The following is a 15911-nucleotide window of genomic DNA, read 5'->3' as shown; positions in this document are numbered from 1 at the left end:
TTGAGCATAAAATAGAAAAAATATGTAAATTTCCCTAAAAATATAACATAAAAAAGTTAAAAATGTTTTGTTAAAATAATGTACAAATAAAAAGAAAATTATTATAATGTTAATAGAAAAGCTTTTTAGAATCTTTTTTAAAATCTTTTTTAAAAAAAATGGGGAAAAGGTGGAAAGTAAATGAAAAAGTCAAAATTTTATCTATTTACTGTACTTACTCTAGCACTTGCTCTAGTATTATCTGCTTGTGGTACAGGCGATAAAAAAGAAAGTGCAAGTAAAGGCAGCTCATCTGCTGAGCAAGTACTTAATATGATTGAACCAACAGAAATTCCAACAGGAGACCCGACATTAGCAACGGACACTGCTAGTTTTATTGTAATTGGACAAACAATGGAAGGTCTTTATACATTAAATGATAAAGATTTACCTGTTCCTGCAATTGCTGATGGGAAACCAGAAGTAAGTAAAGATGGTACAGTTTATACATTTAAATTACGTAAAGATGCAAAATGGGCAAATGGTGAACCAGTTACAGCAAATGATTTCGTATTCTCTTGGAGAAGAGCTGTAGATCCTAATACAGGTGCACAATATGCATACATGTTTGCAGATGTTGTTAAAAATGCAAGCGCAATTATGGAAGGTAAAGCAAAACCTGAAGATTTAGGCGTAAAAGCAATTGATGATAACACATTAGAAGTAACATTAGAACAACCAGTTCCATATTTAGATTCTTTATTAGCTTTCGGCACATTCGTTCCTTTAAATGAAAAATTCGTTAAAGAAAAAGGCGACAAATTCGGTACTAACAGCGATAATATGTTAGCAAATGGTCCATTCAAATTAGCAAAATGGGATGGAACAGGATTAACTTGGAAATATGAAAAAAATGATAAATATTATGATAAAGACGCTGTGAAATTAAAAGAAATTAATGTTCAAGTTTCAAAAACTCCAAACACTGCGGTTAACTTATATAACACTGGTAAAGTAGATCGTACAGGTGCATTAAGCGCAGAATATGCAAAACAATATGCAAACAATAAAGATGCAGTAAAAATGGTTGAATCAAGCTCTTGGTACTTAAAATTCAACCAATTACGTAATGGCAAGGAAACACCTTTAGCAAATGTAAATATTCGTAAAGGTTTAGCTATGGCTTTTGATAAAAAAGCCTATACAGAAACAGTACTTTCAAATGGATCATTCCCAAGTAATGGATTAGTTCCTAAAGGTGTAGCAAAAGATCCAAGTGGTGAAAAGGACTTCCGTGATGAAAGTGGAGATCTATCAACTTATGATCCGAAACAAGCAAAAGAATATTGGGAAAAAGGCTTAAAAGAATTAGGTGTAAAAAGCTTAGAACTTGAATTATTAAGTGATGATACTGAAAATGCGAAGAAAACAAGCGAATTCTTCCAAGATCAATTACAAAAGAATTTACCAGGCTTAAAGCTTAAATTAACAAATGTACCATTCAAAATCCGCCTTCAAAAACAAGATCAGCAAGATTATGATATCCAAATGGCTGGTTGGGGTGCAGACTATTTAGATGCAATGACATATCTTGATTTATTTGTAACAAATGGTGGTAATAACAAAGCTGGTTACTCTAATAAGAAATATGATCAGTTAATCAATGATGCAAAAGTAAAATACGCAAATGATCCTGAGAAGCGTTGGGAAGTATTGTTAGAAGCTGAAAAGATTTTAATTCAGGATGACGCTGCAATTGCACCAATCTATCAAAGAGGTCACTTAACACTAACACAGCCTTATGTGAAAAACTTTGAAGAGCATTTATTTGGCCCTGACTATACAATGAAAAATACTTATATTGAAAAATAAGTCGATTTTCAATTGAATTAATGGGACCAAAGAAAAGAGAGTATTTTTAATTAAGAATACTCTCTTTCTCCTTTTAATCGTTCTGGTTGAAAATTTTAAATAATTCGTGATTAGGAGGCGAATTGAATGGCGAAATATATTTCGAAACGTATCATTTATATGATCATTACGTTGTTCATCATTTCATCATTTACGTTTTTCTTGATGAAATTATTGCCTGGTACGCCGTTTCGAGCGGAAGAGAAGCTATCGGATGAACAAAAAATCATCTTACAAGAAAAATACGGATTGAATGACCCAATTCCTGTGCAATATGGGCGTTATATGTTGAATATTGCGAAAGGTGATTTAGGGGTATCATTCCAATTTGATAATCAACCGGTTACAAAACTATTAATCAACCGAATGGGACCATCACTTCAATTAGGTTTCCAAGCCATGTTTATAGGAACATTAGTAGGGATATTATTAGGTGTTTTAGCTGCGATGTTTCAAAATACGTGGATCGATTATGGAAGTACATTTTTAGCAGTATTAGGTAAATCGATTCCTTCTTTCGTTTTTGCTGCTCTTTTACAATATATTATAGGTGTAAAATTACAATGGCTTCCAGTTGCCTCGTGGGATAGTTTTGCTTCATCAATCATGCCTACCATCGCACTGGCTATTTTCCCAATTGCAACAGCAGCTCGTTTCATGAGGACAGAGCTAATTGAAGTACTAAGCTCAGATTATATTACTCTAGCAAAAGCAAAAGGAAATTCAAGAATGGAAATTTCATTTAAACATGCTGTCCGTAATGCATTGATTCCATTAATTACTGTATTAGGACCTATGGCAGTTGGTTTAATGACAGGTTCCATGGTAGTAGAACAAATCTTTGCCATTCCAGGGATTGGGGAGCAATTTGTTAAATCGATACAAACAAATGATTACCCTATCATCATGGGAACAACAATTTTCTTTGCATTCTTATTAACGGTAATTATCTTAATTGTTGATATTCTTTATGGAATCATAGATCCAAGAATTCGTGTAGCGGGAGGGAAAAAATAATGGCTGAAATGTTAGAAAAAATACCAAAAGAATTGCTCGAACCCGCTCCAATGAACCATGGAGAAAGTGAAGTAATAGCGAAACCGCAACTTTCCTTTGCTAAGGATGCATGGCTAAGGGTTAGAAAGAATAAAGGGGCAATTATTAGTCTAGTTTTATTAGTACTAATTATTCTTATGGCGATTATTGGTCCACATCTTTCGCATTATAATCCAGAAACACAGAATCTTGCTCATGCCAATCTTCCGCCTAGAATCCCTGGATTAGAAAAAATGGGTATCTTTGATGGAAGTCAAAAAATTGGTGGCGTTGAAACGAATGTTTATAAAGAACAGCATTTAAAAGATTATTATTGGTTTGGAACTGATGGACTTGGCCGTGATCTCTTTTCAAGGGTATGGCTTGGAACAAGGGTTTCATTATATATCGCTTTTCTAGCAGCGATCATTGATATGGTCATTGGTGTAACCTATGGATTAATTTCTGGTTTTAAAGGCGGACAGGTTGACAATGTGATGCAACGTATATTAGAGGTCATCTCTGGTGTACCGAATTTAATTGTTGTTATTCTTATGCTATTAATCATGAAACCTGGGATATTATCAATTACCATTGCGATGGTTATCACCGGATGGATAGGAATGGCACGTGTTGTACGTGGACAAGTATTAAAACTAAAAGGTCAAGAATATGTCATGGCTTCAAGAACATTAGGAGCTTCAAATGGCAGGATCTTATTAAAACATTTATTGCCAAATTTATCAGGTGTTATTATTATCAATACAATGTTTACAATCCCAAGTGCGATCTTTTTTGAAGCATTTTTAAGCTTTATCGGTATTGGTTTACAAGCACCAAATGCATCGTTAGGAACATTAATTGAAGATGGATATAAAACATTCCAATTCTTACCTCATTTAATGATTATTCCTTGTTTAGTTATTTGTATTATTTTAGTTGCATGTAATTTAATTGGTGACGGACTTCGTGATGCATTTGATCCGAAAATGAGAGATTAAAAGTGAGGTGAAAAAGATGAAGAAAATGCTAGAAGTGAAAGATTTGAATATTTCGTTTCATACATTCGCTGGAGAGGTAAAAGCGATCCGCGGTGTAAACTTTGAATTATTTGAGGGAGAAACACTTGCAATTGTTGGAGAATCTGGTTCCGGAAAATCAGTTACCACTAAATCAATTATGAGGTTGCTACCCCCAGGAAATTCTGAAATTAAAAACGGGCAAATTCTATTTAATGGAACAGACATAGCGAAAGCTTCTGAAAAGGAAATGCAAAAAATCCGTGGTAAAGATATTTCAATGATCTTCCAGGATCCAATGACATCCTTAAACCCAACAATGACGATTGGTAAGCAAATTATGGAACCACTTTTAAAGCACCAAAAGTTAGGGAAAGAGGAAGCGAGAAATCGTGCTATTAACTTATTAAAGCTAGTAGGTATTCCGAAGCCTGAATCCCGTATGAAACAATATCCACATCAATTCTCTGGTGGGATGAGACAGCGTGTTGTTATTGCCATTGCATTAGCTTGTAATCCGAAAGTGCTTATTGCCGATGAACCAACAACTGCTTTGGACGTAACGATCCAAGGTCAAATATTAGATTTAATGAAAGAATTACAAAAGAAAGTTGATACGTCTATTATTTTTATTACACATGATTTAGGTGTTGTTGCTAACGTAGCTGACCGTGTGGCGGTTATGTATGGCGGGAAAATTGTTGAAGTTGGAACAGTTGATGAAATTTTCTATAATCCAAAGCACCCATACACATGGGGACTGATTAGTTCTATGCCAAGCCTTGATGCCACAGAGGAAGAATTATATGCAATTCCAGGAACACCACCGGACTTGTTAAACCCGCCTAAGGGGGATGCATTTGCTCCACGTAACCCTTATGCGTTGAAAATAGATTATGAAAAAGAACCACCAATGTTCAAAATTTCCGATACACATTATGCGGCAACATGGCTGCTTCATCCAGATGCACCGAAAGTAGAACCACCAGAGGCAGTGAAGAAGAGAATGCATAAATTTAATGCTAAGAACAATGCTACTCCGAATAAGGAGGCAAACTAACCATGGCAGAAAAATTATTAGAAATTAAAAACTTAAAGCAATACTTCAATAAAGGAACATCAAATGAAGTACGTGCGATTGATGATATTTCCTTTGATATATATAAAGGTGAAACATTAGGTCTAGTTGGCGAATCTGGTTGTGGAAAGTCAACAACAGGACGTACGATCATTCGGTTATACAATGCAACTGATGGAGAAGTCCTTTTTAATGGAGAAAATGTACATGCGAAAAAGTCCAAAAAGGAATTAAAAAAATTCCACCAAAAAATGCAGATGATCTTCCAGGATCCTTATGCATCACTGAATCCACGATCAAAAGTTGCTGATATAATCGCTGAAGGCATTGATATTCACGGTTTAGCGAAATCGCCACAACAAAGAATGGAAATGGTAGAACAACTCCTTGAAACAGTTGGCTTAAATCGTGAGCATGCGAATCGTTATCCACATGAATTTTCAGGTGGACAAAGACAGCGTATCGGAATAGCTCGTGCACTTGCAGTAAATCCAGAGTTTATCATTGCCGATGAACCAATTTCTGCATTGGATGTTTCTATCCAAGCACAAGTGGTAAATTTAATGAAAAAGCTTCAAAAGGAAAAAGGATTGACTTATTTATTTATTGCTCATGATTTATCTATGGTTAAATATATAAGTGATCGTATTGGGGTAATGTATTTTGGTAAATTAGTGGAATTAGCACCTGCAGATGATTTATATAATCATCCACTACATCCTTACACACAATCGCTACTTTCAGCTATTCCACTTCCAGATCCAGATTATGAACGTACACGTGTTAGAAAAACTTACGATCCGTCTGTTCATAAATATGAACAAGGTGAAGAAGTGAAAATGCGTGAAGTAGTACCTGGACATTTTGTTTATTGCTCTGAGAAAGAATTAAAGCAATATCAAGCTGAATATAAATAATAGAAAGGGTTGTCATTTGGCAACCTTTTTTTTATGCGTTTTTCATCAATAACTTTGGCTCTTATCTCACTATTTAGGTAAAGTCCTAACAAATAAAAATAGGATTAAGAGAGTCAAAACCCTTCATTCCACAAACTCCGTAGAAAGAATTGAATCCTATAGTAGATTTAAAATTGTATTATGACATTTACAAAAGCAATAAACCTATACGAAAGCATTCATAGCTTTTAGTATGCTATACTAAATTTAACGGTTGTATGTACGTATGAGGAAGGGGAAAGAAGGATGAATGACAAAACTGTCCAGTTGATTGAATATGAAATTGCTCTACTTGTTCGATTGACAACAGCCCATAGTCCCCGGCTTGGTAGTCTAGACAGGGCAGAGTATCTATTATTAAGTCAACTTCAAAAATCTAGTCCCATTGCAATAAATGCCTTAGCAGAACAATTATTGCTTAATCTTTCTACTGCGAGTAGACAAATTGCTGTCTTGGAGAAGAAAGGGTATATTAAGCGCTTTCCTGACCCAATCAATGGAAGAATTAGTCTTATCGAGTTAACAGAGAAGGGATCGAATATTCTTAAAAAAGTACAAGATGCACGCTCTTCTGCTTATACTGAAATGCTAAATGAATGGTCACCAGATGAATTAATACAGTTAAAAGATAGTCTAACGCGTCTTAATCAAGATTTTAAAAAGTGGAGAAAGTAATCTGTAGAGGGATAAAGTCTATCATCCCTCTTATTTGAGGTAAAAGAATGTATGTAAAAAAATTCTATTGACCTTTTTTATATAAGTTGTATAATACATATTGTATTATGAAACTTATTGAGTTTAAAGGAATTTCCCTTTGTGGAGATTCTTTTTGTGTTTTAAATAGCGATTTAATGATGTTGTTCATTTATATGATTCATACTTTGAAGTCAATTGAAAGGAGGAAGATAGATGAATCAAGAGACCCCGAAGGGATTCATGGGAATTCCACAATATATAATTATATCCTTTTTGACTATTTTTGCTATAGGACCCCAGTATTTTATAAATTTATCTTATTCAATGAATCAAGAAATTGTTCAAAATAGTCTACATTTCGATTCAGAAGGATTAATGATTCCGTCTATTTTAGCAAATATAGCTTTTGCTCTTGGTATTCCATTTGGACCTGTTTTAACAAGAGTATTAGGATTTAAGAGAAATTACTTAATAATGTTATGTATCTTTTTACTTGGCTCGTTCATTGGGGTAATATCACCTGATTTATTACTACTAATAATAGGGAGAATCATACAAGGGATTAGTGCAGGTATTTTGTTTTTAACCATTTTACCTGTCAGCTTAAGATCGTTTCCAAATAAAGTTCGAAATACCTTTTTGTTTATGGTAATTACCGGATTGTTTGGTGCAACTGCAATGGGAGCACTCTTCGGATCATTATCCCTAAGCGTTAATACATGGCGTTGGCTATTTATATTAAATATACTATCTGCTTTGCTATGCTTAATTGTAGGATACTTTGGTCTTCCGAGAAATGAAGTGCATGTTCAACAAAAAGCAATGGATAAGACAGGCGGTTTTTTATACTGTCTTATGATGATTATATTGGCCATTCCTTTGTGTAATCTAATGGAAAAAGGGTTTGCTTCACTATATGTGTGGCCATTTTTTGTTTTAGCCTTCATTTTGGCTGTTTTATTTATCTTTATAGATTTAAAAGCGGAAAATCCATTAATTCCATTTCGAACTTTAAAAGCAGCAAAGCCTATTTCAGGAACGGTGATGGCGGTTGCCTCCCATGTATTGCTAGTACTATCGATTGCAGGGATAAATGGCTTTGTCCGTCATAATATGGATCTTCCATTTCATTATTTACTGCACTTTTATTTTTGGTTTTTTATTGGAATAGTAGTTACCGCAATTCTTCATACATTGCTTTATAGTGCTTTAGGTGCAGGTAAGTTAGGAATTGTTGGGTCATTAATTGTAATATATGTAAGCTTTCAATGGAGAACGATGAGTCCTGAAATTTCTTTGTCTACCCTTTATTTTCAAATTGCATGTCTAGGTGCAGGGGTAAGTATGGTATTAGTTGGGGGGGCATTAGGAACAGCATTTGCAGGTGATTTACATTTTGCGCCGATGCGTTCTGCTACCTTGCATTCTATTCGTAACTTTGTTGGAGCGATCATTACACCAATCGTAGGTTGGTTTATATCCACGCAAAATGCAATCCAATATGAAAATATCAGAGGGAATCTAGGGCAATTTGGAGCGGAAGCGAAATCTGAAATGGCTCAGACCATTCATCGATTAGTAGAGACAGGAATGTCAGCAAGTGAGGCAAAAACCTTAGCATCATATGAACTAATAGCCAATTCCAAAAAGGCAGCAATTCTAGGAGCCTACCATCATTTATTTACAATCATGCTAGGAGTGGCTGTAATTATGCTTATTGGCTCAATTGGTAAAATGGCAACTGGAAAGGGTATTGGTCTAGTAAAAAAGGAAAAGAAAAGTCCGGTTTCAAATGTAAAAGTAAGCCCAAATCATATAAAATGAGAGGAATTGATTATCTTTGTTTTGATAGCAACTGGTGCCTATTTTTATTTTCAAAATGAAAACTATGTAAAGACAAATGACGCTGTAGTATCAGCTGATATGCTTCCGGTTGTGTCACCAATGACAGGTGTATTAACGAATTGGAAAGCAGATCAAGGAAAAGATGTAAAAGAAAATGAAACAATTGGTAAAGTATCCGATGGAGTAAAGGAAATTCCAGTTACATCAAAGATGAGTGGGAAAATAATCAAAAATGAAGCAAGAAAAAATCAAATGGTTCAAGCTGGTCAATCACTTGGAGAAGAGGCAGACATGGATCATTTATATATTATTGCAAATATTAAAGAAACCGATTTAAAAGATATAGAGATTGGTGAAAGTGTCGATATTGAAGTTGATGGAGATAAAGATTCGGTGTTTGCAGGAACCGTTAGTGAAATTGGCTATGCAACGAACTCAGTATTCTCTGTATTGCCACAAAGCTCTAATGGAAACTATACTAAAGTAACTCAAAAAGTAGCCGTAAAAATTGAAATAAATCAGCCATCTTCAAAAGTCCTACCCGGAATGAACGCTAGTGTGAAAATATCCATATAACATATTATGATCAGGTACTACTGAGACAAAAGAAGTTAAATCATTAGGTGGTGCCTGATATTTTTCTCAATTTTTTTGTTAAAATATAGGTATTCGTTTAGTACAACTGTCTTCCATGAACATAGTCTATACTGTATAGAAAAATATGAGGATGGAAGGAGTATTGTCCAATGAGTTACTATCATCACCAGCATCTACAGGGGTGTGGAATCAAACATTGCCCACCTTCAGTATTACCAACACAATATGATCCGGGTTTAACAGATCCACCGCAGAACGCAGTCAGAACAACAGTTATCCCACATGTAATAAGACATGTTCATCCTTCACATACAACGAATGTGAATAAACATGTTTTTACACATCAACATTATTTTCCACATACGGAATCAGTTGTAAATGTATGCTGTGAGAATCATGTATTCTGTGGATGCCCAGTTGATCCATGCTGCCCACCAAGACATTTTGGATTTTATTAATGATAATATAAAGTAGTTAGAATAAAAAACATCTACCATTTTGTGTAGATGTTTTTTTAGGTTCTTTTCTCAAACATTTTACGAAAAACATTATAAGAATAGATGAGTCTTTTATTGGGTGTAAAAAGCCAGTTAGTTGAGCTTTTACAAAGAAATATTCTGTAATACAACAGACTTTTTGTAAATAAAGTTTATTCATTTTTTTATTAAAGAATACTTGTCATAAAAAGGGCACTGAGCTTATTTAAATAAGTTAAAGAAGAATATACTATACTGATGATAAATTTTGGGATTATTTTAGTTTTCCTCTACGTAAGACCACTTTCATAGAAAATCTTTAAAAGGCTTTTTATTTTGGGAGGTGGGATCATGAAGATATCGGAATTAAATCCAGATCAATTAACAGATAAGCAAATGGCAGACTTATTATACAATCATGTTCATGATGATATGGAGAAAGGGGACTGCATACTTGTATTCGGTAGCCGTCTGGCTACCAAGTCCCGATTGCCAAAGGCTATCCAATTATATCGAGAGGGTCGGGCGAAAAAGATTCTTTTTTCAGGTGGGACGATTTGGGGAGTAGGTAATGATTCTGAGGCAATTTTATTGAAGAAGAAAGCTTTGGAGCTTGGTATTCCAGAGACAGATATTTTGGTGGAGACGGAGTCACAAAATACAAAGGAAAATATTATCGCTTCATTACTAATTTTAGATCGATATTTTGAATTACACAAAATAAAAAGATTGCTTATTGTAACATCCAACTATCATATGAAAAGAGCCTATCTAACTTTAAAAACCTATATGCCTAGCTGGATTGAATATTCTCTATGTAAAGCAGAAAACCAATATACGCAAGAAGACAATTGGTTTCTAACCGAAGAGGGGAGAAAAAGAGTAAAGGAGGAGTCTAAAAAAATTATAAAATATGTAAAATGGGGAGCAATCATTGACGATGAGATATAAATAATTGGAGGGAAGTAACCACATCAGGTGGCTTCATTTTTAGTGAAAATAGTATAACTATACCCACTTGTAGGAATAAAAATAACTCCCCGTAAATAATGGACAATTAGCCAAATTTACGGGGAGATTTTTATTTTTTATCCTTCTGCATTAGCGAATTGTTTTTAAGGCACGGCTCCAAGTATTAACTTGGTCAAGCATTAAATTAATATTGTCAAGATGAAGATCTTGTGGTTTAAATACAGTACCATTTTCAAAATCTGTAAATAATGACAATGTAGGATGAGTACGAACATCAGCAATCATCAATTCACCTAGGATACCACGTAAGTGTTCAGCTGCACGAGCACCACCAGTTGAACCATAGCTAACAATCCCTGCTGCTTTGTTATTCCATGCTTCACGAGCTAAATCAAGGGCATTTTTTAAAGCTCCTGTAATACTGTGATTATATTCTTGAACAATGAATACGAATCCATCTAATTCAGCAAGTTTTTCATTCCATGCTGCAATTCCTGGTGCATCTGCTTCACCTAAAAATGGTAGTTTGAAATCTGCAATATCAACGATTTCATAATTAGCATCTCCACGTTGATCTGCAATTCCTTTTACCCATTCACCGACTTGAGGACTTAAACGTCCTTGGCGTGTACTACCTAAAATAATTCCAATGTTTAATTTTTCTGTCATGATTTCTTCCTCCTTCGTTGTTTTACCAAATAGTTTGTTGAGAAAACTCATTTTTACACCACCTTAGTTGTTGATAGATTTATGCTATTGTGTAAAATGTATAAGCATTGAATTAATTTCACTCATCGAGTTACTTTATGTAAGTTAGTATAGTTTAATAATTTGATTTCGTCAAGTTATTAATTAGAAATCATTTTGATGTTCCAAAAAATGAAGTATGAATGATTCATTTGAAAGTTAGTTTAACTAAATTAAGACATTCATATTATTATAGGAAAGAAGTTGAAATGCTCAAACCAAGAGATATCCACTTGCCCCGCTCGTATGATTGAATGGAGAATAGCATGGAGGAAAATGTTGAAATTTGAATATTCTATAAATTGATGATACTTTTTAAAAAAGCTCATCTTTTTATAGGTGTAAAAGCCGAGAGTAGGGCGTTTACAAAAGCACAATAGATATGAAGACAGTTTAAGTAAATAATTACAAGGAAGGGGAAATGAATGAAAAAGATTAAAAATTACCTCATTCTGACATTCTTATTGACCTATGTGTCATGGGGAATCATGATAATGTATACTCAAGTAAATAATGTTCCTTTTGGTTCTTCAATCTTCATGTTAATTTTATATGTGATTGGAGTAGTAGGTCCTGCAATAGGGGCTATAGTGGTTAATAAACAAATGGATTCTAATGTACAATATAAAAGTTTCTTGAAAAATATATATTATCCATCAAAAAGAATAGGATGGTACTTATTTATTGGATGTATCGTTATCATTTTTCATATGGGTCCATACATTCTTATTGGTGGAAATAAAATTGCCCCGTTTTCCCTTTTATTCTTACAATTTCCTTTGTTTATCGTTATTGGAGGGTTTGAGGAAATTGGTTGGAGGGGACTTTTGCTTCCAGAGTTAGAAAAGAAAATATCTCCGTTTCTTAGCACCCTTATCTTAGGGATCATCTGGAGTGTTTGGCATTTACCATTGTTTTTTATACAAGGAACATACCAATATCAATTTTTAAACTTTTTTACATTTATGATTAGTACGATCGCTTTTTCATTCATATTATCGATTGTTTATTTTAAAACGAGAAGTATTTTCACCTGTATAATGACACATGCATTTTTAAATAGTATTGCAGGGGTGTTTGTTATTAACGAATCGCTGCTAGCGGAAATGATCCCTTTGTTATTTGCATGTATTATATTCTTCATTTTTTTAAATAAAAATAGAGCTTTTGCAACCATTAAAGATTCTAATCTATCAAAAAGAAACTTGGAGTGATATTAATAATATAGACCTAAAAAAAGTAAGCATAAAGAACTATTTATCATACAAAATTTTCAATTGATTCTCGGTATAATTCTAAAAAATGCTTTATTCAAGAATTTCATTTTATTCAAGAATATTGAATAAATCAATGAAATTCGTACTTGTAGGGCCAATAAAATCCATTAATGATCAAAATTTATATGAGAAGGTGAAGGATCATTCATTGTAACTTACTTTAATGACTATAAATATCCTACTATGTTACAATAGCTCCGAAGTAATAGGTAGTTTTTACCGATATCGGAGGGATAAGATGAAACGTCATAGTAGCATTTCTACAAAAGTATCCCTTGTTTTATTTATAGTTATTGCAATTGTTCTTTCTGCAACCGCTGTTATTGTAAACGTTTATACAAAAGATATAATGGCTGAAAGTATTGAAAAGGAAGTAAACGTTGAAAGCAGATCGGTTGCAGATAAGGTAAATAATTTTTTTGAAGGGAAAGGGCAGCTGGTTGATCAGATTACTAGTAATCAAACTTTGCTCCACTACCTAAAGACAGCAAAAACACGTGACGATGCATTGACAAATAAATATTACAAGGATATGAATCAATCATTAGAAGATATTAAAAGTATGAACCCAGATATTGCTATGGTTTGGGTCGCAAGTGAAAAAGGAAATTTTTTAACTGGAACGGGAAATGTTCTTTCAGATACGGACTTTGATCTATCAGAAAGACCATGGTATAAACCAGTAACGAGTACTGAAGGTGTATATTACACGGAACCATATATGGATCAAGTATTCGGTAAAGTAATTATGAGTGTAATGAAGGAAGTAAAGGTAGATAATGAGCCAGCAGGAATTGTAGCGGTTGACCTTTTCCTTGATTCCATTCCATCAATAATGGAGCAATATAAAATTGGTAAAACTGGTTACAGTATTTTACTAGCTCCTGATGGCAATGTGATTTATCATCCAAATAAGGATCTTATTATGAGCAAACCGTTGACAACTCAAAAGGGAGATATCGGAGCAATTGCGAAGAAAATGATTGCTGGGAAAACTGGCCTTGAAACAGCAAAGCTTGATGATAAAGAGTATTACATTGGCTATAAACCAGTAGAATCTACCGGTTGGTCCGTTGCAACAACTGTTACGCAAGATGAGGTTTTTAAACCATTAAAAAGTATGGGTACCAAACTCATCATCTTTTTCATTATTGCTATCGTGATCCTGATTACTTTTGCTTATATTCTTTTAAAGTATATGTTGAAAAATCTTTCGGGAATGTCTGATATCATTAAAAAAATTGCTGCTGGGGATATGACCCACCGTATAGATATACGGTCAAAGGATGAACTAGGTCAAGTATCTAGTGATTTAAACGGAATGCTCGATAATTTAAATGGGCTTATTCGAACTGTTCAGGTTAATGCATCACAAGTAGCGGCATCATCTGAACAATTAAATGTAAGTACAGATCAAACGGCACAGGCCGCTCAAGTTGTAGCAGGTACTGTTGATTCAGTAACAGCTGGAACATTGCAGCAAATTGATAGTACAAAAAAAGCCGCAGAAACGGTTGTTAGAATGTCTAATACCTTCCAAGAAATTTCTTCTGATTCAGATGAGGTAGCGAAACGTTCCGAAGACGCTGTTCAAAAAGCAAAGCTTGGAGAAGAATCGGTTCATTCTGCAATGACTCAGATGGAGACCATTAAAGAAACGGTAAATAATGCAGCGACTATCATTGCAAAACTAGGTGAACGCTCAAATGAGATTGGCCAGATTGTAGATGCCATTTCTGAAATATCCAACCAGACCAACTTACTGGCACTAAATGCTTCAATAGAAGCGGCGCGAGCAGGAGAGCATGGAAAAGGCTTCTCTGTTGTTGCAAATGAAGTCAAAAAGCTTGCTGAACAATCGAACCAAGCAGCAGGTCAGATTGGGGAATTAATCAAGGAAATTCAGATAGATACGGATACGGCTGTAAACTCAATTAATAAGGGAACTCATGAGGTTAATAAAGGATCAGAGGTTGTTCAAACTACTGGGGAAACCTTTAATGAAATAACTTCTATCGTATCTCGTGTCTCTCAACAAATGATAGCTATTTCTTCATCAATTCAGAAGTTATCATCAGAAACAAAACAAGTAGTCGAAATCATTCAAGATGTAGATGCAGTTGCCCATTCAACTCAAGAAAGCTTTGAAAATGTAGCTGCTGCTGCTGAAGAGCAGACTGCTACTCTTGAAGAAATTGCTTCCTCAAGTCAAGAGTTATCTTCTATGGCTATGGAACTTGAAAATGCTGTGTCTAGTTTTAAAATTTAATTCTCAAGGGACAGTTCTTTCGCTTAATCAAAGCTAGAGGACTGTCCTGTCTTTATTTTTAATATCCCTTTGTTAAATGAAAGAATGCTTCAACGATATTGATGATTCTCTTTTGATAGAAGTAATTATTGAAGATTTGGCTTAGTCATCATATTTAACCCCATATGCCTTCCCTATTGTCGATTTAATCTCTTTATATACCTTATAATTATTTCCATTTTTTAGTTTAAACTTATTGTCTAAAGGAATAATACGAATATAAACAATGGAGAGTGCACACTTTTATCTGTAAAATGAAACGTGTAGTGATCCTCAGTCGATATTTATTTGTTATAACTTTACTTAAATGTAACAATGTTTGAGAAATGAGCCTAAACAATTGATAAGGGAGATAAGATAATGAGAATAAAGATGATAGTGCTTATTTGTTTATTATCATTTGGTTTAATCGCCTGTTCAACTGAAAAAAGTCCAAAGGATAATAGTGATTCTAGTGACCACACCCATAAGCAAGCCCAGCAGGATTTAAAACAATACTCACAAGATCCAGATAAAGATTCTGATCAAGATTTTGATTTAGTAGGTAGATTAATTGAAGAAAGCGATGACCAAATTAACATAAATATTAACGGAAAAGAAGTGTTGATTCCAAAAAGTAAGTCCTTTGCGGTTAAAGGCTCACATAATAATTTGAAAAATCAGCTTGTAAAAGTAGAGATAGGAAATCACAATCAACAAGCTGAAGAGATGGAGTTAACGGCGTTGGCGAAAGCAGATCGTGATGGGGTATATGAAAAAAATGATGATGAAACAAAAATCATTGGGAAATACATTTCAGAAACAGATAAGGACATAACAATACAAGTGAAAAATGGAGATAAGAAGTATTTGAAATCCCCAGACTATAAGATAGAGGGAAAGCTTCCATCAAAACAATTAAAAGGTAAAATCGTAAGACTAGAATTACAGAAGAATAATAAAGTAAAAAGCTTAGAATATAAGCAGGAAGACCAGAATGTAAAATAAGTAAACGAGGGTGTCTATTAAAATAGAC

General features: G+C 34.0%; 14 protein-coding genes. 13 read left to right on the top strand and 1 reads right to left on the bottom strand.

Annotation, left to right across the window (positions count from 1 at the left end):
* The first annotated feature begins 180 nt into the window (after positions 1 to 180).
* The 10 genes from I5818_RS21365 to I5818_RS21320 all read left to right on the top strand — a co-directional run bounded on the left by I5818_RS21365 (position 181) and on the right by I5818_RS21320 (position 10543).
* Entirely contained in the window at positions 181 to 1851 is a 1671-nt protein-coding gene (locus I5818_RS21365; protein ID WP_078111136.1) for a peptide ABC transporter substrate-binding protein, read from the top strand.
* Between the two features lie 126 nt (positions 1852 to 1977).
* Positions 1978 to 2907 (top strand): oligopeptide ABC transporter permease, encoded by a 930-nt coding sequence (gene opp3b / locus I5818_RS21360; protein WP_058006373.1) that lies wholly within the window; start codon positions 1978 to 1980, stop codon positions 2905 to 2907.
* The gene (gene opp3C / locus I5818_RS21355; protein ID WP_058006374.1) at positions 2907 to 3926 is read left to right on the top strand and encodes an oligopeptide ABC transporter permease; all 1020 of its coding nucleotides are present in this window, start codon (positions 2907 to 2909) and stop codon (positions 3924 to 3926) included. The genes opp3b and opp3C overlap by 1 nt, the downstream gene beginning before the upstream one ends.
* A 16-nt stretch (positions 3927 to 3942) precedes the next feature.
* The gene (locus tag I5818_RS21350) at positions 3943 to 5004 is read left to right on the top strand and encodes an ABC transporter ATP-binding protein (protein ID WP_058006375.1); all 1062 of its coding nucleotides are present in this window, start codon (positions 3943 to 3945) and stop codon (positions 5002 to 5004) included.
* A gap of 2 nt (positions 5005 to 5006) precedes the next feature.
* Positions 5007 to 5939 carry an ABC transporter ATP-binding protein gene (locus tag I5818_RS21345; protein ID WP_058006376.1) on the top strand — a complete coding sequence of 311 codons (933 nt, stop codon included), beginning with the start codon at positions 5007 to 5009 and terminating at the stop codon, positions 5937 to 5939.
* Between the two features lie 285 nt (positions 5940 to 6224).
* On the top strand, positions 6225 to 6653 hold the full coding sequence (locus tag I5818_RS21340; protein WP_058006377.1) for a MarR family winged helix-turn-helix transcriptional regulator: 429 nt from the start codon (positions 6225 to 6227) through the stop codon (positions 6651 to 6653).
* Between the two features lie 234 nt (positions 6654 to 6887).
* Positions 6888 to 8498, top strand: coding sequence for an MFS transporter (locus I5818_RS21335; protein WP_071977667.1), 1611 nt, complete (start codon positions 6888 to 6890; stop codon positions 8496 to 8498).
* 6 nt (positions 8499 to 8504) lie between these two features.
* Positions 8505 to 9095 carry an efflux RND transporter periplasmic adaptor subunit gene (locus I5818_RS21330; protein WP_139358210.1) on the top strand — a complete coding sequence of 197 codons (591 nt, stop codon included), beginning with the start codon at positions 8505 to 8507 and terminating at the stop codon, positions 9093 to 9095.
* Positions 9096 to 9265: 170 nt separating this feature from the next.
* Positions 9266 to 9574, top strand: coding sequence for a CotD family spore coat protein (locus I5818_RS21325; RefSeq protein WP_058006380.1), 309 nt, complete (start codon positions 9266 to 9268; stop codon positions 9572 to 9574).
* Between the two features lie 369 nt (positions 9575 to 9943).
* Positions 9944 to 10543 carry a YdcF family protein gene (locus I5818_RS21320; RefSeq protein WP_071977669.1) on the top strand — a complete coding sequence of 200 codons (600 nt, stop codon included), beginning with the start codon at positions 9944 to 9946 and terminating at the stop codon, positions 10541 to 10543.
* A gap of 150 nt (positions 10544 to 10693) precedes the next feature.
* Here I5818_RS21320 and I5818_RS21315 read toward each other — a convergent pair whose 3' ends face one another.
* The gene (locus I5818_RS21315) at positions 10694 to 11284 is read right to left on the bottom strand and encodes an NADPH-dependent FMN reductase (protein ID WP_058006382.1); all 591 of its coding nucleotides are present in this window, start codon (positions 11282 to 11284) and stop codon (positions 10694 to 10696) included.
* 452 nt (positions 11285 to 11736) lie between these two features.
* Here I5818_RS21315 and I5818_RS21310 point away from each other — a divergent pair, with 452 nt between their 5' ends.
* From I5818_RS21310 to I5818_RS21300, 3 genes are all read left to right on the top strand, one after another.
* Positions 11737 to 12525 (top strand): CPBP family intramembrane glutamic endopeptidase, encoded by a 789-nt coding sequence (locus I5818_RS21310; protein WP_071977670.1) that lies wholly within the window; start codon positions 11737 to 11739, stop codon positions 12523 to 12525.
* Positions 12526 to 12826: 301 nt separating this feature from the next.
* Positions 12827 to 14857: a methyl-accepting chemotaxis protein gene (locus I5818_RS21305; protein WP_169846979.1), complete on the top strand. Its 2031-nt coding sequence runs from the start codon at positions 12827 to 12829 to the stop codon at positions 14855 to 14857.
* 399 nt (positions 14858 to 15256) lie between these two features.
* Positions 15257 to 15883 carry a hypothetical protein gene (locus tag I5818_RS21300; RefSeq protein ID WP_078110456.1) on the top strand — a complete coding sequence of 209 codons (627 nt, stop codon included), beginning with the start codon at positions 15257 to 15259 and terminating at the stop codon, positions 15881 to 15883.
* The last annotated feature ends 28 nt before the right edge of the window (positions 15884 to 15911 follow it).

Source organism: Heyndrickxia oleronia (assembly GCF_017809215.1).
Classification (GTDB): domain Bacteria; phylum Bacillota; class Bacilli; order Bacillales; family Bacillaceae_C; genus Heyndrickxia; species Heyndrickxia oleronia.
This window is presented reverse-complemented; position numbering and strand designations above follow the sequence as displayed.

Bases quoted from the DNA above. Each gene is read 5' to 3' on its own strand.
- I5818_RS21365 (WP_078111136.1), top strand. From the start codon at position 181: ATGAAAAAGTCAAAATTTTATCTATTTACTGTACTTACTCTAGCACTT.
- opp3b (WP_058006373.1), top strand. From the start codon at position 1,978: ATGGCGAAATATATTTCGAAACGTATCATTTATATGATCATTACGTTG.
- opp3C (WP_058006374.1), top strand. From the start codon at position 2,907: ATGGCTGAAATGTTAGAAAAAATACCAAAAGAATTGCTCGAACCCGCT.
- I5818_RS21350 (WP_058006375.1), top strand. From the start codon at position 3,943: ATGAAGAAAATGCTAGAAGTGAAAGATTTGAATATTTCGTTTCATACA.
- I5818_RS21345 (WP_058006376.1), top strand. From the start codon at position 5,007: ATGGCAGAAAAATTATTAGAAATTAAAAACTTAAAGCAATACTTCAAT.
- I5818_RS21340 (WP_058006377.1), top strand. From the start codon at position 6,225: ATGAATGACAAAACTGTCCAGTTGATTGAATATGAAATTGCTCTACTT.
- I5818_RS21335 (WP_071977667.1), top strand. From the start codon at position 6,888: ATGAATCAAGAGACCCCGAAGGGATTCATGGGAATTCCACAATATATA.
- I5818_RS21325 (WP_058006380.1), top strand. From the start codon at position 9,266: ATGAGTTACTATCATCACCAGCATCTACAGGGGTGTGGAATCAAACAT.
- I5818_RS21320 (WP_071977669.1), top strand. From the start codon at position 9,944: ATGAAGATATCGGAATTAAATCCAGATCAATTAACAGATAAGCAAATG.
- I5818_RS21315 (WP_058006382.1), bottom strand. From the start codon at position 11,284: ATGAGTTTTCTCAACAAACTATTTGGTAAAACAACGAAGGAGGAAGAA.
- I5818_RS21310 (WP_071977670.1), top strand. From the start codon at position 11,737: ATGAAAAAGATTAAAAATTACCTCATTCTGACATTCTTATTGACCTAT.
- I5818_RS21305 (WP_169846979.1), top strand. From the start codon at position 12,827: ATGAAACGTCATAGTAGCATTTCTACAAAAGTATCCCTTGTTTTATTT.
- I5818_RS21300 (WP_078110456.1), top strand. From the start codon at position 15,257: ATGAGAATAAAGATGATAGTGCTTATTTGTTTATTATCATTTGGTTTA.